General features: G+C 55.8%; 21 protein-coding genes and 1 pseudogene. 14 read left to right on the forward strand and 8 right to left on the reverse strand.

Translation table 11 applies throughout. The features are described 5' to 3' along the window. From ACQZ5M_RS18905 to ACQZ5M_RS18965, 13 genes are all read left to right on the forward strand, one after another. Positions 1 to 960, forward strand: a complete 960-nt coding sequence (locus tag ACQZ5M_RS18905) for a polysaccharide deacetylase family protein (RefSeq protein ID WP_449080530.1) — start codon at positions 1 to 3, stop codon at positions 958 to 960. Next, complete coding sequence (locus tag ACQZ5M_RS18910) at positions 960 to 1,883, forward strand: polysaccharide deacetylase family protein (protein WP_449080531.1); 924 nt, start codon at positions 960 to 962, stop codon at positions 1,881 to 1,883. The genes ACQZ5M_RS18905 and ACQZ5M_RS18910 overlap by 1 nt, the downstream gene beginning before the upstream one ends. 59 nt (positions 1,884 to 1,942) lie before the next feature. Further along, entirely contained in the window at positions 1,943 to 3,364 is a 1,422-nt protein-coding gene (gene leuC, locus ACQZ5M_RS18915; protein WP_449080533.1) for a 3-isopropylmalate dehydratase large subunit, read from the forward strand. Positions 3,365 to 3,376: 12 nt separating this feature from the next. Next, entirely contained in the window at positions 3,377 to 3,991 is a 615-nt protein-coding gene (gene leuD / locus ACQZ5M_RS18920; RefSeq protein WP_449080534.1) for a 3-isopropylmalate dehydratase small subunit, read from the forward strand. 54 nt (positions 3,992 to 4,045) lie between these two features. Then, a complete protein-coding gene (locus ACQZ5M_RS18925; protein ID WP_449080535.1) occupies positions 4,046 to 5,263 on the forward strand; it encodes an ABC transporter substrate-binding protein in 1,218 nt (405 codons plus the stop codon). Positions 5,264 to 5,328: 65 nt separating this feature from the next. Continuing rightward, positions 5,329 to 6,195, forward strand: coding sequence for a branched-chain amino acid ABC transporter permease (locus ACQZ5M_RS18930; protein ID WP_296106101.1), 867 nt, complete (start codon positions 5,329 to 5,331; stop codon positions 6,193 to 6,195). After that, positions 6,192 to 7,172, forward strand: coding sequence for a branched-chain amino acid ABC transporter permease (locus tag ACQZ5M_RS18935; RefSeq protein ID WP_449080536.1), 981 nt, complete (start codon positions 6,192 to 6,194; stop codon positions 7,170 to 7,172). The genes ACQZ5M_RS18930 and ACQZ5M_RS18935 overlap by 4 nt, the downstream gene beginning before the upstream one ends. Continuing rightward, complete coding sequence (locus ACQZ5M_RS18940) at positions 7,165 to 7,905, forward strand: ABC transporter ATP-binding protein (protein WP_449080537.1); 741 nt, start codon at positions 7,165 to 7,167, stop codon at positions 7,903 to 7,905. Before ACQZ5M_RS18935 ends, ACQZ5M_RS18940 begins: the two co-directional genes overlap by 8 nt. Then, positions 7,898 to 8,599 carry an ABC transporter ATP-binding protein gene (locus ACQZ5M_RS18945; RefSeq protein ID WP_296018744.1) on the forward strand — a complete coding sequence of 234 codons (702 nt, stop codon included), beginning with the start codon at positions 7,898 to 7,900 and terminating at the stop codon, positions 8,597 to 8,599. The genes ACQZ5M_RS18940 and ACQZ5M_RS18945 overlap by 8 nt, the downstream gene beginning before the upstream one ends. Positions 8,600 to 8,663: 64 nt before the next feature. Next, complete coding sequence (locus ACQZ5M_RS18950) at positions 8,664 to 9,557, forward strand: isocitrate lyase/PEP mutase family protein (protein ID WP_296083348.1); 894 nt, start codon at positions 8,664 to 8,666, stop codon at positions 9,555 to 9,557. Between the two features lie 58 nt (positions 9,558 to 9,615). Continuing rightward, entirely contained in the window at positions 9,616 to 11,016 is a 1,401-nt protein-coding gene (locus ACQZ5M_RS18955) for an FAD-dependent oxidoreductase (RefSeq protein ID WP_449080538.1), read from the forward strand. 55 nt (positions 11,017 to 11,071) lie between these two features. Beyond that, positions 11,072 to 11,845: an aspartate/glutamate racemase family protein gene (locus tag ACQZ5M_RS18960; protein ID WP_449080539.1), complete on the forward strand. Its 774-nt coding sequence runs from the start codon at positions 11,072 to 11,074 to the stop codon at positions 11,843 to 11,845. Continuing rightward, a complete protein-coding gene (locus tag ACQZ5M_RS18965) occupies positions 11,842 to 12,609 on the forward strand; it encodes an aspartate/glutamate racemase family protein (RefSeq protein WP_449080540.1) in 768 nt (255 codons plus the stop codon). Before ACQZ5M_RS18960 ends, ACQZ5M_RS18965 begins: the two co-directional genes overlap by 4 nt. 133 nt (positions 12,610 to 12,742) lie before the next feature. Here ACQZ5M_RS18965 and ACQZ5M_RS18970 read toward each other — a convergent pair whose 3' ends face one another. Next, a complete protein-coding gene (locus ACQZ5M_RS18970) occupies positions 12,743 to 13,510 on the reverse strand; it encodes a GntR family transcriptional regulator (RefSeq protein ID WP_296018753.1) in 768 nt (255 codons plus the stop codon). 1,049 nt (positions 13,511 to 14,559) lie between these two features. Between ACQZ5M_RS18970 and ACQZ5M_RS18975 the strand changes: the two genes are divergently transcribed. Beyond that, positions 14,560 to 16,452 carry an AI-2E family transporter gene (locus ACQZ5M_RS18975; protein WP_449080551.1) on the forward strand — a complete coding sequence of 631 codons (1,893 nt, stop codon included), beginning with the start codon at positions 14,560 to 14,562 and terminating at the stop codon, positions 16,450 to 16,452. A gap of 775 nt (positions 16,453 to 17,227) precedes the next feature. Here ACQZ5M_RS18975 and ACQZ5M_RS18980 read toward each other — a convergent pair. From ACQZ5M_RS18980 to ACQZ5M_RS19010, 7 genes and pseudogenes are all read right to left on the reverse strand, one after another. After that, positions 17,228 to 17,479, reverse strand: a complete 252-nt coding sequence (locus ACQZ5M_RS18980; protein ID WP_296078550.1) for a hypothetical protein — start codon at positions 17,477 to 17,479, stop codon at positions 17,228 to 17,230. A gap of 119 nt (positions 17,480 to 17,598) precedes the next feature. Then, on the reverse strand, positions 17,599 to 18,303 hold the full coding sequence (locus ACQZ5M_RS18985; RefSeq protein WP_296078521.1) for a TfuA-like protein: 705 nt from the start codon (positions 18,301 to 18,303) through the stop codon (positions 17,599 to 17,601). Beyond that, positions 18,300 to 19,508 carry a YcaO-like family protein gene (locus ACQZ5M_RS18990; protein WP_449080541.1) on the reverse strand — a complete coding sequence of 403 codons (1,209 nt, stop codon included), beginning with the start codon at positions 19,506 to 19,508 and terminating at the stop codon, positions 18,300 to 18,302. Before ACQZ5M_RS18990 ends, ACQZ5M_RS18985 begins: the two co-directional genes overlap by 4 nt. Before the next feature lie 44 nt (positions 19,509 to 19,552). Continuing rightward, positions 19,553 to 19,771 (reverse strand): hypothetical protein, encoded by a 219-nt coding sequence (locus ACQZ5M_RS18995; protein WP_449080542.1) that lies wholly within the window; start codon positions 19,769 to 19,771, stop codon positions 19,553 to 19,555. Positions 19,772 to 19,801: 30 nt separating this feature from the next. Next, on the reverse strand, positions 19,802 to 21,757 hold the full coding sequence (locus tag ACQZ5M_RS19000) for a hypothetical protein (RefSeq protein WP_449080543.1): 1,956 nt from the start codon (positions 21,755 to 21,757) through the stop codon (positions 19,802 to 19,804). Positions 21,758 to 21,810: 53 nt separating this feature from the next. Beyond that, positions 21,811 to 22,272, reverse strand: a complete 462-nt coding sequence (locus ACQZ5M_RS19005; RefSeq protein ID WP_296018764.1) for a helix-turn-helix domain-containing protein — start codon at positions 22,270 to 22,272, stop codon at positions 21,811 to 21,813. 178 nt (positions 22,273 to 22,450) lie between these two features. Then, a pseudogene (locus tag ACQZ5M_RS19010) lies at positions 22,451 to 22,598 on the reverse strand (IS3 family transposase); the annotation flags it as partial.

Below are 22,598 nucleotides of genomic sequence, written 5' to 3' on the forward strand. Positions count from 1 at the left end.
ATGGCTGCCGAAGCAAATCCCATGCGTTCCGATCTCGGTCTTTACGACTATCTGCCGTGGCCGAACCGGCCAAAGATTGTCTGGCCCGGTAATAAAAAAATTGCCGTATGGATCGCGCCGAATATTGAATTCTACGAATATGATCCGCCGAACAACCCAACCCGCACCCCTTGGGCCCGCCCGAATCCGGATGTGCTGCAATATTCGCACCGCGATTACGGTAACCGCGCGGGATGGCAGCGCATGATGGCTGCGATGGACAGGGCGGGTTTTCGCGGCTCGGTATCGCTGAATGTTGCGCTGTGCGATCACCATCCAGAAATCATCAAGGCCTGCGCCGATCGCGGTTGGGAGTTCTTCTCGCACGGCATTTACAATACGCGCTATGTCTACAATCTCGATATCGACCAGGAGCGGACGATCATCCGCGACGCTTTCGAAACCGTGCGCAATCATACGGGCCAGAAGCTGGCGGGCTGGCTCTCTCCCGCCTTGTCCAACAATTTCTGGACGATGGACATTCTCGCGGAAGCCGGCATCCAATACACCTGCGATATGTTTCATGACGACCAGCCGATGCCGGTCAAGGTCAAGTCCGGCAAGCTGATCTCGATGCCCTATTCGCTCGAGATGAACGATGTCATCGTTTATAACACGCAGAAGGTGACGCCCCGCCACTATGGCGAAATCATCAAGCGGCAGTTCGACCAACTCTACAAGGAAGGCGACGAGAGCGGAACAGTGATGTGCATTCCGCTGCATCCCTATCTCGTCGGCCAACCGCATCGCATCGATGCCTTTGCCGACGCTATTGAGTACATCGCAGGTCATGAGGGCGTCTGGCAGACGACAGGGCGTGAAATAGCCGAAGCCTATCACGCATCTGGTGCTTATGACGCCATGAGCGCGGCGATGACCGCACATAACGCACCTCACCATGCAGCAGAGGGAGCGCGCTGATGCCGATGCCCGACAGCTATCTCGAATATCCCGCGCGTCGCTATGGTATGGATCATGACCGGTACGAATGGTCTGATATGTTTCAGCGCAAACCGATCGTTTGGCCGAACCATGCTCGCATCGCGCTGTCGATCGTGACGCATGTCCAGTATTTTCCGCTCGACATGCCTTCAAAGCCATTCAAGGCGCCTGGCGCCTTGTCCATGCCCTATCCGGACTTCCGCTATTACACCAATCGTGATTATGGCAATCGGGTCGGTATCTACCGCGTCCTGAAGCTGCTTGGCGATAAGGGCTTGAAGACCAGTGTCGCTATCAACGGCATCATTGCCAAACGTTATCCAGCACTCATCAAAGCCGTTATCGATGGTGGGCATGAAATCGTCGCTCATGGTCTCGACATGGGCAAGGTGCATCATTCCGGCCTTGGCGAAGACGAGGAACAAGCGATTATTGCCGAGGCTTTGGCTCTGTTGCGCCAGGAAAGCGGGCAAAAGGTCGACGGCTGGCTGTCGCCGGGCCGCGCCCAAGGCTTCAATACGCCAGATATTCTGGCGAAAAACGGCGTCACCTACGGGCTCGACTGGGCCAATGACGACCTGCCTTATGAAATGAAGACAAGCCATGGTCCGCTGCTTGCCATGCCGATGGCGTATGAGACGGATGACCGAGTGGTTGCGGACGAATACTTCCAGTCCGAGGCTGACTGGGTGCAGCAGGTCAAGGATCGTTTTGACGTGCTGTACCGCGAGAGCGCCGATTATGGCGGGCGCGTCATGAGCTTGCCTTTGCACAGCTGGGTGTCCGGCATGCCTTACCGCATCGAATATCTGCGTGAGGCCTTGGACTATATCGTCTCACATGACGGTGTCTGGAATGCGCCGGCCGGCGAGATCGCCAATGCATTCCGTGCTCAAGGCTGATTGTCGCGAAAGATTGGCGCCTGATAGGCGCCGGTCATCATAAGGCGGAAAGCCGAACGATGGGAACAACGATCATGGCGCAGATGAGCGCACCACGCACAATGCTGGGCAAAATTTGGGACGCGCATGAAATTCTGCGCCATCCTTCCGGGCCTTCGCTGCTCTATATCGACCGCGATATGATCCACGAGGGAAGCTTCCACGCTTTTGCCGATTTGAAACGGCGCGGCCTGAAACCACGTCGCCCAAAGCAGATTTTTGGCGTCGCCGATCACTATGTCCCAACACTTGGCCGCAGTTCCAGCGATGCTGCAAACCCGGCCATCGCCAAGATGATCGACACCTTCGACGAGAACATGGAATGGGCAGGCGTGCGCCATTTCGGCATATCGAGCCGGGAACAGGGTATTGTCCATGTGGTCGCGCCCGAACAGGGCATCACTCTGCCTGGCCTGACAATCGTCTGTTCTGACAGCCATACCTCCACTCAAGGTGCTTTGGGGGCTATCGCATTTGGCATTGGCCAATCGGAAAATGCCCATGTCCTTGCCACCCAGACGCTTTGGCAGGTCCGCCCTAAAACGATGCGTGTAACGATCGACGGGAGGCTGGGGCAGGGCGTTACCGCCAAGGACGTGATGCTGGCCTTGATCGCCAAGATTGGCGCGGCAGGCGCGGGTGGCCATGCGATTGAGTTCGCCGGGCAGGTGGTGCGGGACTTTTCGATCGAAGGACGCCTGTCGCTCTGTAACATGTCGATCGAGGCGGCTGCGCGTTTCGGCATGGTAGCGCCGGACGATACCACCTTCGCCTATGTGCGGGGGCGTCATTATGCACCGTCTGAGAAAGAATTGGATGCGGCGATTGCCGGATGGCGCGAGCTCGTGAGCGACGATGAGGCGGTTTTCGATCGTGAAATCACGTTGAACGGTGCAGATATTGCACCGATGGTCACATGGGGCACCAGCCCGGAAGATGCCGTTGCGATCAATGGCCGCGTGCCGGATCCAGCGACTTTCGATAATGCCGACAAGCGTAAGTCAGCCGCTAAGTCGCTGGAGTACATGGATCTGAAGCCGGGCATCGCACTGGACGGATTGAAGCTGGACAAGGTGTTCATCGGTTCCTGCACCAACAGCCGTATCGAAGATCTGAGGGCGGCGGCGGCGGTTCTGAAAGGCCGCAAGGCCGTTATTCCATCGATTGTCGTTCCCGGGTCAACGCAGGTGAAAAAGCAAGCCGAGGCCGAGGGAGTGGCGCAAGCCTTGATCGATGCGGGTTTCGAATGGCGTGAATCGGGGTGCTCCATGTGCGCCGCAATTAATGGCGATGTTATTGGGCCGGGTGAACGCTGCGCATCGACCTCCAACCGCAATTTCGTCGGTCGGCAAGGACCGGGCGCTCGTACGCATCTCGTCAGTCCCGCGATGGCGGCTGCCGCGGCGATCAGTGGCTGTCTTACCGATGTACGCCGGATCTGAGGGAGGATAACTATGAAAGCCTTCACCAGGGAAGCCTCCATGGTTATTGCTATTCCAGGCGTCAATTGCGATACCGACCAGATCCTGCCGGGCCGGTTTTTGAAGGCTGATCGCGCGCAGGGCTATGGACAGTTCCTGTTCCACGACATTCGTCGCGATGAAACAGGAGAACTCGATCCTGGCTTTCCGCTCAATCGCCCCGGCGCGGACAAGGCGACCATTCTGCTCGTTGAAGACAATTTTGGCTGCGGATCGTCGCGCGAAGGCGCTGTCTATGCACTTGTCGATCACGGCATCCGGGCGGTGATCGCGCCGAGCTTCGGCGACATCTTCTACAATAACGCTCTAAAAAACGGGCTTGTACCTGTTCGACTTGAAGCCGGGCGCTGTCAGGCGCTCGCCGATCACCTGGCGCGCTTTCCAGATGCGAAGGTTACGGTCGATCTGGCTGGGTTGAAACTGATTTTGCCCGGAGATCTAGGCACGCATCCGATCGTTATCGACGCGTTTGCCCGTGACTGCATTTTGCAGGGGCTCGACGAGATCGAGATGACATTCACCTATCTGGAGCAGATCGAAGCATTCGAAAGGATACGGATAGCCTCGCATGGCTGGCTGGATCGTTGACGGGCGAGCCAGCTTTCACCTTGGGACCGTCATAATAAAAGGGAGGACTGAAACATGGATTTTGACGTCAAACGTAGAACACTTTTGAAGGCTTCCGGCGCTGTTGCTGCCACGCTCGCCATGCCAGGGCTGTTGAGAGCCGCACCACCCACCGTCAAGATCGGCGTTCTGGAGCCGTTGACAGGTGCGCTCGCTTATAATGGTACGCAGAGTGCGGCCGGCGCCAAATTCGCGGTCGAGAAAATCAATGCGCTCGGCGGCATCAAGAGCCTCGGCGGTGCAAAAATCGAGCTCGTCGTGGTCGATGCCCAGAGCAAGCCCGAAATCGCCGCTGCAGGCGTTGATACGCTTGCAGCGCAGGAAATCTGTGCCTTCACCGGCTCTTCTTCATCCGCTCTCGGCTTGGCATCCACACAGGCTGCGGCAAAATACAATCTCGCGCAGGTCGTTTCCATCGGCACGGCAGAAACGATCGTTTCACGCGGGCTGACAAACGTGTTTCGCTTCACGCCGGGCATCAACAAATGCACAAGCGTCGCGCTCGGCAATCTCCAGAAGCTCAACGAAGCGGCGGGTAAAGTGGTCAAGACGGCCGCGATCGTTCATGAAGACGGTCCTTTTGGCTCGGGCATGGCGAAAATTTTGGCAGCCGAATTGCCAAAGCAGGGTATTGAAGTCGTCGATACCATTTCTCACCCGACTCCCCAGCGCGATTTCTCCAATATTGCCCTTCGTGTTAAAGCTTCCAAGGCCGATATTCTGATCCCGTCTAACTATCTCAACGAATACACGCTGATGGCAAAGGCGATCCAGCAGCAGCGCGTGGCGTTGAAGGCCATCTATTCGGTTCTCGGTGGGGCCGCCTCTAACATCAAGTTCGTTCGGGAGAACAACTCGATTGCCCAATATGTGATGGACTGCAATCACTGGTACGATCCGAATAAGGACGAGTCCAAGGAGTTGGCCAAGGCTGTTGCAGACGCCAAACTCGACATGACCTACGATATCATGGTCTCTTATGCGTCTATCCAACTTATAGCGGATGCGCTGGAGCGTGCCGCATCGACGGATCGTCAGAAGATAATTGAGTCTCTTGCCGCATCTACCTTCGACAAGTCGATCATGCCTTACGGCCCTACGAACTTCGTCAACGGCGACAACGTGAGCTCGCAACCTGTCAATACGCAGGTGCGTGGAGAGACCATCGAACTGGTCTTCCCGAAGGAATACGCCACTGCTGAGGCCGTGTTCCCGATTCCCGCCCCGAAGTGAAACCAGCATCGAACGTTCCCGCCCGTTCGGCGGGAGCGTTCGACGGACGAGAAAAGGCATCCCGGATGTCGACACTGATCCTACCGGCCGTGGTGAGCGGGCTTATGATGGGAGCGGTTTACGCGCTGGTCGCGCTTGGCCTTACCCTGATCTATGGTGTTCTACACATCATCAATTTTGCCCATGGCAGCCTGCTGATGCTGGCGCTTTATGCGGTCTATTTTCTCAATAGCTACTTTGGGCTCGATCCCTACCTGGCTATTCCAATCGTCCTTCCAGTGTTTTTCGGACTTGGCTATGCGCTGCAGCGCGGCTTGATCGGTCCGATGAGCAGCGGCTCAGAGCAGAATGTCCTTCTTCTCACGCTGGCTGTCTCGATTATCATCGAGAACCTCGCGCTGTATTTCTGGACGTCTAATACACGCAGCATCGACATCCCGTATGTGTATGACACAGTAGAATTGTTTGGTGCCTTTATTCCGTTGGGCCGAGTCATCGCTTTTGTGGCTGCTCTTGTGGTCGCGCCGATGCTATGGGCGTTTATGGCCCATACGCGCACCGGCTCCGCCATCCGCGCAGTGGCGATTGAAAAGCGCGGCGCTGAACTGGTCGGCATCGATGTCAATCATACCTATGCAATCTGCTTCGGTATCGGCACGGCTTGCGTCGCGCTTGCCGCGTGTCTTCTTCTCCCGACGTTCTACGTCACGCCGCAGGTCGGCTACACATTTGTGCTGGTCGCCTTCACCACCGTCGTTCTCGGTGGAATGGGCAGCTTGCCCGGTGCGCTTGTTGCCGGTCTGGTGCTCGGCATCATTGAATCGCTTTGTGGCCTCTTCCTCGGAGAAAGCCTCGGTCAGATCGGTATCTTCCTGGCGTTCATTCTGATCCTCCTTTTCAAACCATCCGGTCTCTTCGGGAGGGCAGCATGATGAAGTCGCAATCCACTGGCCAGATCGCATTGATTATCGCGGCGGTCGCGTATCTTTTCGGTATCTATTTCGCCTCCTCGCCGGTTTGGATGGGGTTCACGATCAATGCACTGATAGTCGCTGTCGTTGCACTTTCATGGAATATTACAGGTGGCTTTGGCGGTCTGTCGTCCTTTGGCCATGCGGCACTTTACGGCATGGGTGCCTACGCTTCGGCCATCCTCCAGGTGCAGTATGGTTTCAACGCTTGGGTCGGCTTTGGTGCGGGTATCCTTGCCGGCGCGGCGGCGGGCGCTTTTATCGGCGCGCTCGCTTTCCGCTACGGATTGAGAGGCTCGTACTTCGCGCTCGTCACGCTTGCCTTCGCCGAGGTGTTGCGCATCTGTGCATCCTCCTTCGACTTTACCGGTGGCGGCAGCGGATTGCAGCTAAAGTTGAATCCGGGATTTGCCACTCTCCAGTTCAGCGATCGTAGCGTGGCCTATACCGCTCTGCTAATTGTGGTGGCGCTTGTCGTGGCGCTCACGGCCCTCATCAAATACTCGCGCTTTGGTGCCTATCTTGTCGCCATCCGCGAAAATGAGGACGCCGCCCGGGCGCTTGGTATCGATACCTACAAGGTGAAGGTTCAGGCCATGGCGATTTCGGGCGCGTTTGGCGGCCTGGCCGGCGTTCTCTATCTCCAACTCTGGCTCTTCATTGACAGCAATGTCGTTTACGGCACCGCGATCTCCATCGAGGCGCTGATCGGGCCAATCATCGGTGGTGCAGGTACCGTGTGGGGCCCGCTTCTCGGAACTCTTGGACTGCATCTTCTTGGCGAGGGCGCCAAGCACCTGTTGCCGAACGCGCCGGGATTGAACTTCGTGCTTTACGCCATCGTGTTGATCTGCGCGCTGAGGTTCCTGCCGCAAGGTCTGGTGGGTTTCGCCGCCAAGATCGGCGCCAGCGGCAAAAAGGAGAGCGACAATGCTTGAGGTCCGTAATCTCTCCAAAAGTTTCGGTGGGTTGAAGGCGGTCAGCGACGCATCCCTCGACGTCCCGGAAGGTTCGATCGTCGGTCTGCTCGGGCCGAATGGCGCGGGCAAGACGACATGCTTCACCATGATCGCGGGTTTCACCAAACCTAATGAAGGCACGGTTCACTTTCTTGGTCAGGACATCACCGGTCTTGCGCCGCACCGCATTTGCCAACTCGGTATGATCCGTACGTTTCAGATCGTGCAGCCCTTCGCGGGTCTGACAGTACAAGAGAACATTGCTGTCGGTGCCTATCTGCATCATCACAAGCGGCAAGAGGCCATGTCAATTGCGCGTGACGTCGGCAAGCGCCTTGGCATGGGCACCATGCTGGACAGGCCTGCGTCGTCGCTCACCATCGCCGGACGGAAGCGGTTGGAGCTCGCCCGCGCTCTTGCCACCGGCGCCAAACTGCTGCTGCTCGATGAGGTCATGGCAGGCCTCATCCCATCTGAGATCAACGAAATCGTCGCTGTCATCCGTCAGCTTCGGGACGAAGGGCATACTTTTCTGATGATCGAGCACGTCATGCAGGCGGTGATGAGCCTTGCGGAAACGGCTTACGTCCTCAACCAGGGAAAGATGATTGCTCACGGCCCGCCTCGCGAACTGGTCAAGGATCCATCGGTTGTGGAGGCCTATTTGGGGCATGGGGCCGCTGCCCGTTTGCAGGAGGAAAGCCATGCTTGAGGTTTCCGGTATCAAGGCAGGCTATGGCTCGATGGCTGTTCTGCAGGGTGTCGACATGCGTATCGAAAGAGGCGAAGTCGTCGCTGTTCTCGGCTCGAATGGGGTCGGCAAAACTACACTGAACAATGTGATTTCCGGCTTCATCAGGCCGAGTGCAGGATCCATTTCCTTCAAGGGCGAAACGCTTACCGGACGCAAGCCACGCGATGTCGTGGCAGCCGGGATCGCGCATGTACCAGAGGGTCGCAAGATCTTCCCCAACCTCTCGGTGGCTGACAACCTCAGGCTTGGCGCGTTCCGGCGGGCAAGCAACAACGTCAAGCAAAACTTCGAGCGTATCTGCGCGATCTTCCCGCGCTTGAAAGAGCGTTTGCCTCAGTCGGCTGGGACGCTTTCGGGCGGCGAGCAGCAGATGCTTGCAATTGGTCGCGGCATGATGTCCGAGCCGGAACTATTGATCCTCGACGAGCCGTCACTCGGCCTGTCGCCGATTATGGTGGAAGAGATGTTTGGGCTGATTACCAAAATCAATGCCGATGGTGTTGCAGTGCTTTTGGTGGAGCAGAACGTCATGCAATCGCTCGGCGTTGCCGGGCGTGCCTATGTCATCGAACAGGGCCGTTTCGTCATGCAGGGCGAGGCAGCCACGCTGCTTGCAGATCCGCAACTGCGCAAGGCCTATCTCGGTATGTAAATCCGCGTCCCGGCCGATGGTGCGGCCGGAGCGCTCCAAAATTTTAGAAGAATTGGAGAAGATTATGTCTCTCACTCGGACCCAGCGTCTGCGGCAGTTGCTTGCAGGCGAGAGAGCCCTCATGGCTCCAGGTGTCGTGGATGCCATGTATGCCCGCCTTGTCGCGGAGGCAGGTTTCGATGCCATGTATATGACCGGTGCTGGTACATCGGCAACGCGGCTCGGCTTTCCCGATGTCGGATTGTTGACGATGACGGAAATGGTCGATAACGCCACTCGCATTGCCGATGCCTCCGATGTGCCGCTGATTGCTGATGCCGATAACGGGTTCGGCGGTCCTCTCAATGTGCGGCGGGCAATCCAGCTCTATGAGCGCGGAGGCGTTGCTGCCGTTCATCTCGAGGATCAGGTTTTGCCAAAGCGTTGCGGCCACCTTGCCGGAAAGCAGGTGATCCCTGCAGCCGACATGGTAGCAAAGATAAAGGCGGCTGTGGATGCCCGCATCGATCCGGATTTCGTGGTGATTGCCCGCACAGATGTACTGGCCCTGGAAGGCCGCAATGCTGCCTTCGACCGCGGTGAGCTGTACCGCGAGGCCGGTGCCGACGTGATCTTCATCGAAAGTCCCGGTCCGGACGATCTGCCACACATCGCGCCGAGATTCCCCGGCATTCCGCTCCTCTACAACATGGCGACTTCTGGCAAGACACCCTTCCTCACTCGTTCGGAGATTGAGGCGCTGGGTTTCAAACTCATCATCTATCCCAACTGGTTGCTGCTGTCGGCCTGCGAGGCAGCCCGCAAGACGCTGGAAGTCTTGAAAACCGAAGAGACGATCGCCTCTGTCGCGCCCCACGTCATGAACTTCAAGCAATTCTTCGACACCGCGCGTATGGCCGAAGTGCAAGAACTCGAAGCCCGTTACGGCACACCGGAAGCAAGCCGCACAGGGTACTGACTTTAACCGAAGGCAGGTTGCCATGCCTTTCGACTATTACCGAGCAGAGGTGCGTGACATGACAGTTCTAAGCGCTGAAGGCGTGGAGTTCGACTTCGAAATACCAGTCGTCGTCGTCGGTGCCGGCGCCTGTGGTCTGGTTGCTGCGCTTTCGGCCCATGATGAAGGGCAGCAGGTTCTCATTTTGGAACGGGACGAAAATCCCAGCGGTTCGACGTCTCTTTCCGCAGGCCTGATCCCGGCTCCCTGCACGAAATTGCAGAAGGACGCCGGAATCGACGACAGCCCGGAATTGTTTGCGCGAGACCTCGTTGCGAAGACCCATGATCGCACACCGTATGATCAGGCGCTGGTGCTGGCCAGAACGGCAGGGCCGATGATCGACTGGCTGATGGATAAGCATCAAGTCGAGTTCGAACTGGTAACTGGCTTCACCTATCCCGGTCATTCCAGAATGCGCATGCATGGGCCGAAAAGCCGTACGGGAGCGGATCTGGAGCAATCCCTGCTTTCCGCTGTTTCAAATGCCGGTATCGATCTTGTGACGGGCGCTTCGGTCGAGGATCTTTATGTCGATGATACTCATCGCATAAAGGGTGTGCGTTTCCGCCGTCCGGATGGCGTGCTTGAGACGCTTGGCTGCCAAGCCCTGGTTCTTGCCTGCTGCGGCTTTGCTGGCGACGCGGAGATGGTGCGCCGCTATATTCCCGAAATCGCCGATGCCGAATGCTGCGGCCACCTCTCCAATACGGGGGACGCCATCAAGTGGGGGATCGAGATAGGAGCGGCAGTTGCCGACATGGGCGCCTATCAGGGCCATGGGTCTGTTGCGCACCCACATTCGCTACCATTGACCTGGGCCGTCATCACAAAGGGTGGCGTGCTTATCAATACGGAGGGAAAACGCTTCTCCAATGAGATGCGCGGTTACTCCGAACATGGCTGTGAGGTCGCGGCGCAACCGGATCATGTTGCCTGGGACATCTACGATGCCAGCGGAGATGACGCAGCGATGGGATTTTACGATTACCGTGAGATCCGTAAGCTAGGTGCAGTAAAGACAGCAAATACACTGGACGAATTGGCGGCGACCATCGGAGTTCCTGCCGATAACTTAAACCGGGAGTTTGATGCGATCGAAGTGTCGGCTCGCACGGGTGAGCCGGATCGTTTCGGGCGACGTTTTCCCGCCGATCAGGTGCTGAAGCCGCCTTATTATGCGGTGAAAGTCAACGGGGCGCTGTTTCACACGCAGGGTGGCTTGGTTATCGATGACGCTGCGTGTGTGCTGCGTGACGATGGCACACCGCTGCCAAACCTTTTCGCGGGAGGGGGAGCTGCGCGTGGCGTCTCCGGCGATTCAAACTACGGTTATCTCTCGGGCAACGGCCTATTATCTGCCACGGGCTTCGGTCGTTTGGCTGGCATCAGTGCCGCCCGCGTCGCTGCTGAAATGTAAAAGGCACAGGACTTTATTTTCGCAGTGGCGCGTCAATCGTCTCAAGGAGGATTTCATGAAGAAGGTCATGGTCATTGTACCGTTTTCGATGGGAGAAGAGGTTCTCGCCCGTCGTGAAGCACAGATGAAGGCAGTTGATCTCGGTCCCGGGATTGAATTCCATTATCGCCCCGTACGCATGGGCCCAAAGAATTACTCCAGCCAGCACGATATGGCGCTTGCCGATTTTTCCATTCTCGATGCCGGTCTGGATGCTCAGACGGAAGGATTCGATGCTGTCTGCATCGATACGATGTCGGATAGCGGTATGTCGATGCTGCGATCTGTCTTGTCCATTCCCGTCATCGCGCCCGGGCGGCATTCGATGCTGGTCGCGCAGATGCTTGGCGATAAATTCTCCATCTTGATGATGTGGGATCGTTGGAAGATGCTCTACACCAAGACGCTCGGTGAGCTTGGCATGGAGCATAAATGCGCATCAATGCGCTCCATTGGCGTTATCCCAGACAATAAGAGCCTGCTGTCGGGCAAGGAAGACGCGGTGTTTCCGCTGCTTCTGGAGGCGGCGCAGAACTGCGTCAAGGAGGATGGCGCGCAGGTTCTGATCCTCGGGTCAACGACCATGCACGAAGCACACTCCTGGCTTTCCGAGCGTATTGGCGTGCCGGTCATCAATCCTGGCCCCCTGACCTACAAGCTTGCCGCGATTGCGCTTGATCTCAAGCTCACTCATAGCAAGGCCACATGGCCTGCGCCGCTTGTACCCAAATACGATATGATCCGCGCCATCGGCGCAGCCGGCGCCGCGTTTCTGGGGAGCAAGCCATGACCCGTATTCTCGTCATTGTACCGTTCGCTCTTGATGCGGAAGGCGTTCGCAATCGCGAAGCGCAGTCGCGATACGTACCTTTACCGCAGGAATGGGAACTTACTTATCGTCCCGTCACTTGTGGGCCCTCATCCTTCATGTCACCGCACGATTGGGGACTGATGGATCTCGCGATCTTTGAGGCGGGGTGTAATGCCGAGGCCGAGGGCTTCGACGCGGTCTGTATCGATACGATGTCGGATAGCGGCATGGTTATGCTGCGATCGGTGCTTTCCATTCCCGTTATCGGCGCGGGGAAGGCGTCAATGCTATACGCGCTGACGCTCGGCGCCAAGTTCTCTGTCCTCGCGCAGTGGGAGCCAGCCCTGCCGCGATATCGTAAAGCAATTCGTGAATATGGCTTCGAGCGGCAATGCGCGTCAGTCCGCAGTTTTGACCAGCCGCCAGATTTTTCAAACCTGCTTGACGGCAAGACGGATACGGTTTTCCCACGCATGCGCGATGTTGCGATGCGTTGCGTCGAGGAAGATGGCGCCGACGTTATTTGCCTTGGTTCCACCACCATGCATCAGGCGGGAGAGTACTTGTCCGCCAACCTTCCCGTGCCAGTCGTTAATCCTGGTCCGCTCACCTACAAGCTCGTCGAAACTTTCTTGGCTCTAGGCCTGACCCACGGTCGCGAGGCATATCCTGCTCCGGTGGCGCCGCGCCTTGACTTGCTTCACGCGATGATGAAGTCGGGAGCCCTTGTCGAGGCTGATTGAGGACGTCTATTCTTCCAACTCGCTGGATAGAGTGGGGCGCATAAGGCAGATTTGCAGGTAACGACTTGGCGTCGATGTGCGGGTCAGAAACTGGGAGTGGACGGCTGCGCCTCAGAATAGCTTCATGAGCTTGCTATTTGCCGATGGCGAAGTTCTTTCCATCCTCGCGCGTGAGCGATACGCGGTATTCGTAGCGATCAGCGCAGTAAAAAATTTCAGCTGCGTAAAAAGCCTTGCCTGCTTTATCGAAAAACAAGCGCGTGACAAGCATAAGCGGCGCACCTACGGGGATATTGAGATGCTTGGCAGCATAGTCGTCCGCGAGTGTTGCAGTTAGCGTCTGTTCGACTTTTTCGACCACAGCGCCGGTTTGCTGGACGAGATCGATCATGTTCGTTGTCGCCAAATCCTTACGCTTCAGCGAGCCTCCGATTTCCGGCAGCAGATAGGCTATCGACAGAGAATATGGACGACCATCCAGCGCGCGCACCCTCGCGGATCGCACTAACTCGGCTTGTGGTGCTACATTCATGCTCGCGCAAATGCGTGGCGGCGCTTCCCCGCGATCAAGGCTGACCACTTTCAGTCTTGTGCTTTCTCCGACGGTGTTCAAGTACGTTAAAAGGCCGTCGATGTTTGATACAACAGCGCGGTTAAGCTGATTTTCCTTCGACCGGTCGCTGACGAATGTACCTCGTCCACGGGTGCGTGTGACCAACCGCTCCTTGGTCAGCATTTCCATTGCTTTTCGGATCGTAATTCTACTGACAGAAAAAGTCTCAGCCAGCTCGGCTTCGCTCGGTATTGGTGTTTCGCTCTGATAATAGCCCCGAATAATTCTCTCTCGCATAACGGCGTAGACCCGGTAGTAGAGAGGTGTCGGCGAATTGGCGTTGGCCATGGGGGAATTCCGATTTTCGTGTATCAATCATATCAGGCTATTAACTTCGGTGAAGCCCGGCGAGATACAAAAATTTAAAATAAGCCGCGTCGGAGGCCGCTCAACGAAGCAATTCAAGTGATGCCCTCTTGTCGCTTGTCTGCCGAGATTTTGGCATTTAAACGCAAAAGAAGCGCACTGTTCTATTAGGCTTAATGATATATCTTTAAGCTTTTTTCCACAAGGTCATCGGTTGAATGAAACCTGGTACCCGAGCGGTGCATTTGGTGGCGCAACCACTCGGCTGCGCACCTTCCCGTGATGGTCGTCTTAGTCTGCGCGGCTATACTTGGTCTGAACCGTAAGTCGGCAACAAATGCGCGAATTCAGCATCGTAGCGCGATGTCCGACTTTGGACTTGGGGGAGGGGAATTGGGGAATGCGCATCGCAAACCCGACGCCGCCGATGTGGTGCTTCGGCCCAGGCGCCAGTGTTGCCAAATGCGAGAGATGAGGATGTTCTTTCGGGTGCTGCAAGTTGGCGTTACGGGATTTGCGCTAGAGATTGGTTCCGGCTGGAAAGCGGTCGTTTATCGCCGCTGAAACGTTTGATGCCAAAGTGCCCCTGATCACTCCTGTTTCATGCAGCGAGGGTTGGAGCATTGCAAATGAGCTATCGGATTGGTCAACATCTCGACGTACGAGAATGTCTCAACACAGCGCCTCTGGTTCAAATCCTGTGGGAGCTGATGCCGACGATATGCAGCGGATAAATCTTGTTTGCGCCGCGCCTGGCCATACGATTAGGATTGACTAATCACGTCAGTCACTCACGCCCTGGTTACAGTTCGTTCATGACACCTCCAGAGGATAACGCCAGCGTGTACAGCGCCGTGTATTCCGAAACAATATGAGCGCTGGTTTCCCTCTCGTAGATTTTTTCACGGTGGCCGATCAGTTTTGTCTTTGATGCGTTTACCGCTAGGCCGGAATTTACGGTAGCACTTTCAAACGAGGGGGAATGCGTGAGCTCTATTGTGAAAAAGGCAGTTCCAGAGGCAGCATTCCCAATCAGTTCGGGTGCGATCGCGGCTCCGACCCTTTCCGGTCGGACGACAATCGTCCTCATCGGCGTCGCTATAACTCTTTACGTTGGCCAAGAAGTATTCATTCCGCTCGCACTCGCTCTGCTGCTGACCTTCACCCTAGCACCGATCGTAAGCTTCCTGCGAAAGCGACGTGTCCCCAAGATTGCCGCAGTTCTCATGGCAGTCGCGAGCGCTTTTTTTGTTATCGCGGTATTTGGCTTTATAGTTGCCGGACAGGTTGCGAACTTGGCGGACAATATTCCCACCTATCAACGGAACATCGTCTCAAAGGTGCAGGCTCTAAGCCACGCGGGATCCGGTAACGGTGTACTTGAGCATGTCAGCAAGGTGGTCGAGCGCATCGGTTTGGAAATGCAGGACACTGCCGAAGAGAGTAAGGAAGATGGGGTTCCTCAATCGTCCAGGCGTGACCCAATGCCTGTGGAAATCATCACGCGCTCCAATCCGGTACAGACACTCGGCAACTTTATTCTTCCGCTCATCAGTCCCTTCGCGACGGCTGGTCTGGTCATCGTGCTCGTGATCTTTATGCTATTGGAGCGGGAAGAGTTGCGCGATCGGTTTATCCGGCTTGTCGGTTTGGGTGATTTGCACCGAACGACAGCCGCGCTTCAGGATGCTGGAAAGCGTGTTGGCAAATATCTCTTGATGCAACTTGTCGTGAATACGCTCTACGCACTCCCTATTGCAATAGGGCTGTGGCTGCTCGGGATTCCGAACGCAATTCTCTGGGGAGTGCTGACGCTCGTACTAAGGTTCGTTCCCTATATCGGTCCTGTGATCGGGATGATTTTGCCAATGTTCCTGGCTCTCGCGATTGCGCCCGGATGGTCTTTGGTGGCGTGGGTCGCAACGCTATTCATAATAACCGAGTTGGTGAGCAACAATGTTGTCGAGCCTTGGCTTTATGGAAGCCATACCGGCCTCTCCCCCCTTGCTATCATCGTTTCAGCGATATTTTGGTCATGGCTTTGGGGCCCCGTGGGATTAATGCTCTCGACACCCCTTACAGTTTGTCTCGTGGTCCTTGGACGCCACGTACCGCAGTTCAGCTTTTTGGATGTTCTTCTTGGAAATGAGCCAGTTCTACAGCCTCAGGAGAAGCTCTATCAGCGACTTCTTGCCGGAGATCCAAACGAAGCAACCGATAACGCAGAAGATTTTCTAGAAGCGGAGGACCTCATCGACTACTACGAACAAGTGGGATTTCCAGCGCTTAAACTCGGTGAACTTGACCGTCAGCGAGGCGTAATGACTGAAGCGCAAATCGCGCTGTTTGCCTCCACAACCCAGACACTTATTGGCAACCTTGCTGAGCTTGCCACTGAGGAACAGGCGGAACGCGAGAACACCGGTACCACCGAACCTGAAGCAACTGAAAAACCTGCTCGGTCGGAGGCAATACCTAAGTGTGTTCTCTGCATAGGTGGCAGAGGTGCGATGGACGATGCCGCAGCTTCGATGGTTGCGCAGGTACTCGCTGTACAAGGCGCCACAGTGTCCCAAGCCGAGCATACGGCGGTCAGTGGATCAACTATCAACTTGTTGTCGCTTAAAGACATAGACACAGTCGTCATCGCGTTTCTCAACCCAGAGTCAAAGGCGCATGCCCGACAGGCGGTGCGTCGCCTGAAACGACAGACGCCGAGGCTGCGGGTTGGGATCGTCATACCAGGTATCGATGACGAGAAAGAAAGCCTGATCGCTGCTGAGGACATCGATGCCGATTTCGTGGCAACGGGTATTGCCGATGGTGTTAGAGGCGCACTTTTAGATGGAGACGCGGTTGCGTTGAGAGTTACGAAACGCGTCGGTCGGGCGCGCGAGGTAAAGTCCAGCCCGCTGGTAGCGTGACTAGTTTCGACAAGCCTGTCGCGTTCGGTTGCCGTACCTCAACTACGATTGTTCTTTGGGTGCGATGCGAGGCCTCGTGATGCGCAAAAGGCGGATGTTCTGGTCAACGCCGGTAGGGTCTATGATCATCCGGCTGACGGGGCTGGCAAAAGCAAACGGCTGTCAGTCGTAAAGACTTCATTACTAATGTCTCGTCCGTCGCCGCCCGTCGCTAATGTCCGTGAACGGGGCATTATGCATTGTGTCCAGCATGGCTTCGAGCATGGACAAGCGTCTGGCTGATGAGGTTGTGCTTATGTTCGATTGGGACAGGGTCGCGCGTCGGGGCATGCTAGATAAGATCAGCACCAAGGAATTGGTACTTAGATCGATCCAACTTCGACGTGCCTCTAGAGCCGCCGGATAATTTTTTAGCCTAATCAACAGCTTCTATGCAAAGGTTGAAAAGATGGACGAAAAACCAGCAGCTCGGTCGGACGGTCGCGAGCAATGGGGACCCGGAAGTTGTAATGGCAGCGCGCCCCGCAGGGCGCAGAATGACAATACGTCTGGCCTCGCACAAATGCTCGATGTCCGTGATCAGACCATCGATTGCCACGGCAAGATAATAGCCGATTGTGGTGGGTTGGGCCGGATGGCCATTCGGTGCTGGCCATCGCTATCATTTTGATTTCGTACCTGTCGGCTTCTGTCCCAGAGGTATTATCCAAAAACCCCTGGTCGGAGTCGATCTACGAGAGTGCGGACTGGACGACCGGAATCCTGGACTGCCTAACTAGTGCGATGCCCCAGAGATGACGCTCGGGGTGTACTCGACCTCGTCCCCGTGGTCAGTATCAACCACGCCACGTTTTCTAATCTCCTCAACCAGCGAACCTAAAGCCAAATCGAGGCAGTAGGTAGAAAATTCGAGGTCAAGATCCTTGGCGCTGTTGCGCGCATAAGTGACAAGTCGTGCAATCGAGACCAACTCTGGTGCGATATCGCCGTTGTGGTCAGTGTTTTCTTCAAAAGTGTTGAGCATCATCAAGCCTTCATTCCAAATCTAACTTCTACGAATGATAGGTTAGAAGCTTTGGAATTGCGCGTGACATAGGCGTGACACAGCTTGGAGTGCCGTGCGGGATTGGACTACAACCGCCCTCGCTAGAGAATCTTTCGCCACTGTTCTGTTTCGGCGAAGGTCCAGTCCGTTGGGGCTTTTTGTCGCCTTTCGTCAGCCGTCGCTATGGCGTTCAGTAATTCGAGCGCATCGCGCCGTTTCTGATTGATAGCGTTAGTCCGCAAAAGCACTTGCAGGCTTTCTCGCGATGAATGGTCAGGTAGATTGGCCTTGGCGACGATCGCCCGGTAAGTTCGCTCCTTAAAGAATATGAGTTCGGCGCTTGTCTTGAGGCTCGCAAATTCCGCGTGGTCAAGCTCATGGCGTATTAACAGCTCGTCGAGTGTTGCCAAGACATTCACCAAGGGCTCAGACAGCGACACATAGTTCATCTCCTTTGGGCCGTGGACATGCGCTACATCTGAATCATCAAACAGCTCGCCGCTGGCATAACGGTTATAAATATTGCCAATCCCGATCATCCCAAATGCTGCGCATTCCGCAGCCCTCAAGGCGCCCATACTGCTCGAGCCATAGACGCGAACGCCCTGAGAGAGAGCAAACAGGATTTCCTTATGCCAGATTGGGGCCACATCTTCAAAATTGCCGTCGATCAGGCCGATCACCGTCGCGCCCTCACCAACAGCGGCGAGGATATCTCGGTGCTTGGCAGGCCCTCTGACTTCGACATTCGTCGGAACCAGATCGACCGCGTTCGGGAGCGTGGGGCCGACGAAGACGACCTTCATAGCGAAAACAACGCTTTCGATATGGCCCTCGCCCCGAACCGTCTCATCCGCTCTCCTGGCGGATTCTCGAGGTTGGGCACCAAGACTTTGACGACTGAGAAGGGAAGGTCCGGTGGTGTCAGCGTAACCACGATGACAGAACCAACAGATGCAGCTTTGAGATGCTTGAGCACGGTATGGAACAAGTCTTCTATCGGTCCAAGGCTTATCGCCTTGCGGGGAGGGAGGGGCCTCGGTTCCGCTCTGAAATAGTTCCGAACTTCACGAGGGAGTGGCCGGTCGAATGTTTTTGGATAGATGTCATCCCTTGCGCCGCTGATATAAGTAAGGCGGGATTGAACCGCTTCCGTGATCGCCCGGATTGCGGCTCGCGCAGGATCGAGATGCGCACCGCTTCCCTTGGTCACGTCGAAAAAGCGCAAGTGGCTTCTTGATGTAACTGAGGCTGCTCCCAAAAATGCTACGAAACAGGCGATGCCGACGTCGCTGGTCATGTCGAACAGCCGAAGTTCTAGACCTGCGTTGCCAATCTTGCTGAGGAGTCCATCTATGATTGGATCGAGAAGGCTGCGAGGGTCGAGGCAGGTGCTAAGGCGCTGTTCCGCGTTCGCTATATTCCACAAAGTTTCCGCATCGCGTTCGATGCGTTCCAACAGCCCGTGGAAGCTTGCTTCCAAGAACGTATTTCCGGATGCAAGGCCGTCCGACGACTGCCAGAACCGGACCACTTCGGGTGTGCGATCCAGAATGATAGCCTCATAAGGAACCCAGGTTTCGGCATTAGACAATACATCTATTCCCCGAACCCACGTAAGCATCTCGTGCTCGCCTATGTCGTTCTGACCTTGGGCGATGAGACCCTCGAGGCTATCGACAACCCGTCCTTCGAGTTCTAGAGTTGCTTGTGTTGCAGTAATCGTTGCGATTGATGGATTGCCGGCGATGGCGCGTTCAAGCGCCTCCATCGTCGCAGAAACTTTAGCATCAGCATCAGTGATGCCCTTACCATGATGGATGACGATCGAGCGAGCATTAGGTGTAACCGCGCTCCAGACGGGAACACCGATGTTGTCGAGACCGGTCAATCGAGATACGCGAGTGATCCCGTAGCGTGGCAGGAAGGATGCAACGCGTTCTAGCGTCTCCTCGGGCGTGCAGAGACGGGGCGAAAAAGTGGAAGAGGGGGCCTCAGGAAGTTTCGGCATCTGATCGTTAACACTATCCTCCCGAGGCCGTGTCATTTGCCAGATTATCCGTCCAGATGACCGGAGAAGGCGTCGTCAGATGATTTCACGGTGACGGCGAAATCCACGCCTTTGATGATCGAAGCTCCGCCAGCGCGCAGTTTACCCGCTGCCTCCAGCTCGCTTCCTGCCGGAGCCTGAAACGGCTTGACGGTTCCCGCATCAAGATCTGCAACCCACAGGCCAGACTCCCCTGGCGTTCCGATGACGACGATTCTTGCCATGCTGAAAATCCTTCTTTTGGTAAATGTGCTTCAAAAACCTGCTTTTCGCAGGCCATCACGATAGTGATCTTTCTGCCATTGCTCCTTGAACGGCACGGCGGTCAGCCAGGTATCCACATCGAAGTCGGGATTGGTTTCCCTAGCTTTGCGCACGAAGCTTTTTGCCCGTTTCTGGTCGCCAATCATCGCCCAGCTTGCGGCGGAGAGGCGGTTAGCTAGCCCCCTGTCGGCCATGCGCTCGATATAGGATAACGCTTGTTCGTACTCTTCGAGGCAGTAGTTCGCGCCAGCTGCTGTCCAAAGGTAGACATCAGGGCTCATGGGGTTAAGCTCGATGGCTTTTTCGATTTTCTCGAGCGCCAAGCCGGGCTTGGACGCATGGACAAGTGTGTCGGCGTAGTCCGCGGCGACGTCGGCATAATGGGGGCTCAAAGTCTCGGCCAGCTCCAAGGCCTCAACACTTTCATCAATGCCGCCTAAAAGCATCTTAGCAACACCGAGTTCTCGATAGCCGCCAACCATGTCTTGGCCGGCCGCGATCGCTTTGTTGGCATGTTTCTCGGCCGCTTTCAGCAGTTGAGCATCCCCACGTGCCGTGATCAGCCATTCCCTTGAATATGTTCGAGCAATACCGCTCAATGCTGGCGCGAAATAGGGAGCGTGATTGAGCGCTGATCGAAATTCTTTGCGTGCACGGCGAATATCTGGAAGACCGAGGTTCTTTAGATGTCGCTGTCCGAGCAGGTAATGGTGGTATGCGACCGGGCTTTGCTCGAAATATTCCCGTGCCAGCTCGTTGCGCTCTATCTCTCCGGTGATCGCCATGGTGATCCGGCGGGCTATCTGACGACGCTGGACAGCCAGACTGTCGTTGTCCATGTCGTAGCGGTCCGCCCAGATGACCTCATCGTTTGCAAAGTAAACCAGCTGCACGAAGAGGCTGCTCTGAGCGCCGCGGCCCGAATGCCTAGTATCCAGCACGTATGAGATGGAATGCTGGGCGATTGTGTTGGCCTTGTCCGAATGCCGTCCGATTTGGGCAGCCGTGTAAGGAGCGACCACAGACACTGACGTTAAGGCGCAAAGCGCGATGGTGACATCTTCAATAAGTGCGTTCGCTAAAGGAAAGAGAGGTTGGCTGCCAGCGGGGCTCTCCGCCGGTGGCAGGAGCACAAGCCTCGGAATAGGCCGCTTAAGACCGTTTTGTGTGCTTGCGGTCAAGGCATCCCCAAGCCCGTTTTTCGGGGCAGGGAAGAGACTGCGCTGCTTCTCAAAGACCTTTTTGACTACGTTCAGTGCATGGACGTCGGGGCTGAGGGTAAGGTTGCCCCACAGCTTTTGCTTTCGGCCATCGTAGATGTTTCGGAAGGTCTCTACCTTTCCCTCGGTGGAATAGGTCTCCGCGAGCAAGCTGACGATCATTTCGTCATCCGGGTCGTGCTGAAATATCCGCAGGGCCGCATCCTTGACGAGCGCGATATCTTGTGCCGATTTTGCTATCGGTATCGCACTGATCAATGCTTCCCGTAAGCGGGACAGGTGTTGCGCTCTTCGCTGTTCAATCCAGGCTGAAAGTGCGGCTCCAGTGCTGTCGATGTTTTCGAGAAAGACGTGACTGAAAAGGCCGACCAATGCACGCAAATCAATCAGCGCGTCCGAATGAGGAGGAGCTTGCAATCCCTCGGCGTCGCATTTAATCGCCTCGACATTGAGCTTCACATCGGAAGCGGTAATTTCGATAAATTGGTGACCCAACTCCTGCTGGCGGCTGTCTATCCGCGATAGTGACTTGCGCATATTGGTATATGCTTGCGTCGGCTCGACTACGTCCCATAACAGCTTCGACAACGCTGTCCGCGATTGAGCGCGTTGCGGGTGGACAAACAGGTAGGCAAGAATGATCAAACCCTTTTCGGAGAAGGCAACAGCATTCCCCGAAAGATCAACAAGTCGCAGTTCCCCAAGTGTCAGCAACCTGAACGCCATTGCTCCCCACTACAGTTTGGTGATGGTTGTCCTAAAAAAAACGGACCTGCGATCTAGCTGTTCAACCTGACTTCAGTCGATGAACGCCCCTCAGGAGCAACTGGTAGAAGTTCGTCCATCTCAGCCATAGCTTTAACGAGTGCCACAATTTTCTGGCGGACATTTGCATCGGGAATTTTCAAAAACGACTGGTTCAGGGCTATGCCCTCGCGAGATTGAAGAAACTGCGACACGTAGCTCATCGCCTCAAAGTCCCCGATCCCTGCCATATTGAGCCGTTCTTCACTCTCCTGGTTGAAGAAGAAGCTTGGTGGGACGCCAAGCACACTCGCGATCCTTTGCAGGCGGCTTGCGCCAACGCGGTTCGTGCCCTTCTCGTATTTCTGGACCTGTTGAAAAGTCACGCCAAGCTCGTTTGCCAACTGCGTCTGGCTCAACTTCAGCATGATGCGACGCATTCGTATACGTCCACCGACATAGACATCGATCGCATCGGGACTTCTTTTGGGGACCATGGATGAACTCCTAACACGACCGGGTTTTATGTTGCCTGAAAGCGCGGCCGACTACCTCGGGTAACACGCTTTTACACCCCAGCTTGTATTGAAGTTTGGTAGAATTTCAATCTTTAGTATGCGCACGATCGAGAATTCAACAAGATTACTTAAGTCTAGTGACCTTGCCCCCAAAGTTTTATCCAGTTTTGAGTTCGCTCCAGCGGTTTTGGGTTGCTGTATTCGGTGCGGTAGCGGCGGGGTGTGGTGCGGAGCCATTTCGGCTGCGCAGCACCGCATCACGTCGCGGGTTGATGGTCTGAGCGAACTCGGCAGGCGTCATCCAG

The sequence above is a fragment of the Rhizobium sp. 22-785-1 genome (assembly GCF_053521965.1).

Bases quoted from the DNA above. Each gene is read 5' to 3' on its own strand.
- ACQZ5M_RS18930 (WP_296106101.1), top strand. From the start codon at position 5,329: ATGTCGACACTGATCCTACCGGCCGTGGTGAGCGGGCTTATGATGGGA.
- ACQZ5M_RS18955 (WP_449080538.1), top strand. From the start codon at position 9,616: ATGACAGTTCTAAGCGCTGAAGGCGTGGAGTTCGACTTCGAAATACCA.
- ACQZ5M_RS18990 (WP_449080541.1), bottom strand. From the start codon at position 19,508: ATGCCGAAACTTCCTGAGGCCCCCTCTTCCACTTTTTCGCCCCGTCTC.
- ACQZ5M_RS18970 (WP_296018753.1), bottom strand. From the start codon at position 13,510: ATGGCCAACGCCAATTCGCCGACACCTCTCTACTACCGGGTCTACGCC.
- ACQZ5M_RS18935 (WP_449080536.1), top strand. From the start codon at position 6,192: ATGATGAAGTCGCAATCCACTGGCCAGATCGCATTGATTATCGCGGCG.
- ACQZ5M_RS18940 (WP_449080537.1), top strand. From the start codon at position 7,165: ATGCTTGAGGTCCGTAATCTCTCCAAAAGTTTCGGTGGGTTGAAGGCG.
- ACQZ5M_RS18965 (WP_449080540.1), top strand. From the start codon at position 11,842: ATGACCCGTATTCTCGTCATTGTACCGTTCGCTCTTGATGCGGAAGGC.
- ACQZ5M_RS18960 (WP_449080539.1), top strand. From the start codon at position 11,072: ATGAAGAAGGTCATGGTCATTGTACCGTTTTCGATGGGAGAAGAGGTT.
- ACQZ5M_RS18980 (WP_296078550.1), bottom strand. From the start codon at position 17,479: ATGATGCTCAACACTTTTGAAGAAAACACTGACCACAACGGCGATATC.
- leuD (WP_449080534.1), top strand. From the start codon at position 3,377: ATGAAAGCCTTCACCAGGGAAGCCTCCATGGTTATTGCTATTCCAGGC.
- ACQZ5M_RS18905 (WP_449080530.1), top strand. From the start codon at position 1: ATGGCTGCCGAAGCAAATCCCATGCGTTCCGATCTCGGTCTTTACGAC.
- leuC (WP_449080533.1), top strand. From the start codon at position 1,943: ATGGGAACAACGATCATGGCGCAGATGAGCGCACCACGCACAATGCTG.
- ACQZ5M_RS19005 (WP_296018764.1), bottom strand. From the start codon at position 22,272: ATGGTCCCCAAAAGAAGTCCCGATGCGATCGATGTCTATGTCGGTGGA.
- ACQZ5M_RS18995 (WP_449080542.1), bottom strand. From the start codon at position 19,771: ATGGCAAGAATCGTCGTCATCGGAACGCCAGGGGAGTCTGGCCTGTGG.
- ACQZ5M_RS18910 (WP_449080531.1), top strand. From the start codon at position 960: ATGCCGATGCCCGACAGCTATCTCGAATATCCCGCGCGTCGCTATGGT.
- ACQZ5M_RS18985 (WP_296078521.1), bottom strand. From the start codon at position 18,303: ATGAAGGTCGTCTTCGTCGGCCCCACGCTCCCGAACGCGGTCGATCTG.
- ACQZ5M_RS18950 (WP_296083348.1), top strand. From the start codon at position 8,664: ATGTCTCTCACTCGGACCCAGCGTCTGCGGCAGTTGCTTGCAGGCGAG.
- ACQZ5M_RS18925 (WP_449080535.1), top strand. From the start codon at position 4,046: ATGGATTTTGACGTCAAACGTAGAACACTTTTGAAGGCTTCCGGCGCT.
- ACQZ5M_RS19000 (WP_449080543.1), bottom strand. From the start codon at position 21,757: ATGGCGTTCAGGTTGCTGACACTTGGGGAACTGCGACTTGTTGATCTT.
- ACQZ5M_RS18945 (WP_296018744.1), top strand. From the start codon at position 7,898: ATGCTTGAGGTTTCCGGTATCAAGGCAGGCTATGGCTCGATGGCTGTT.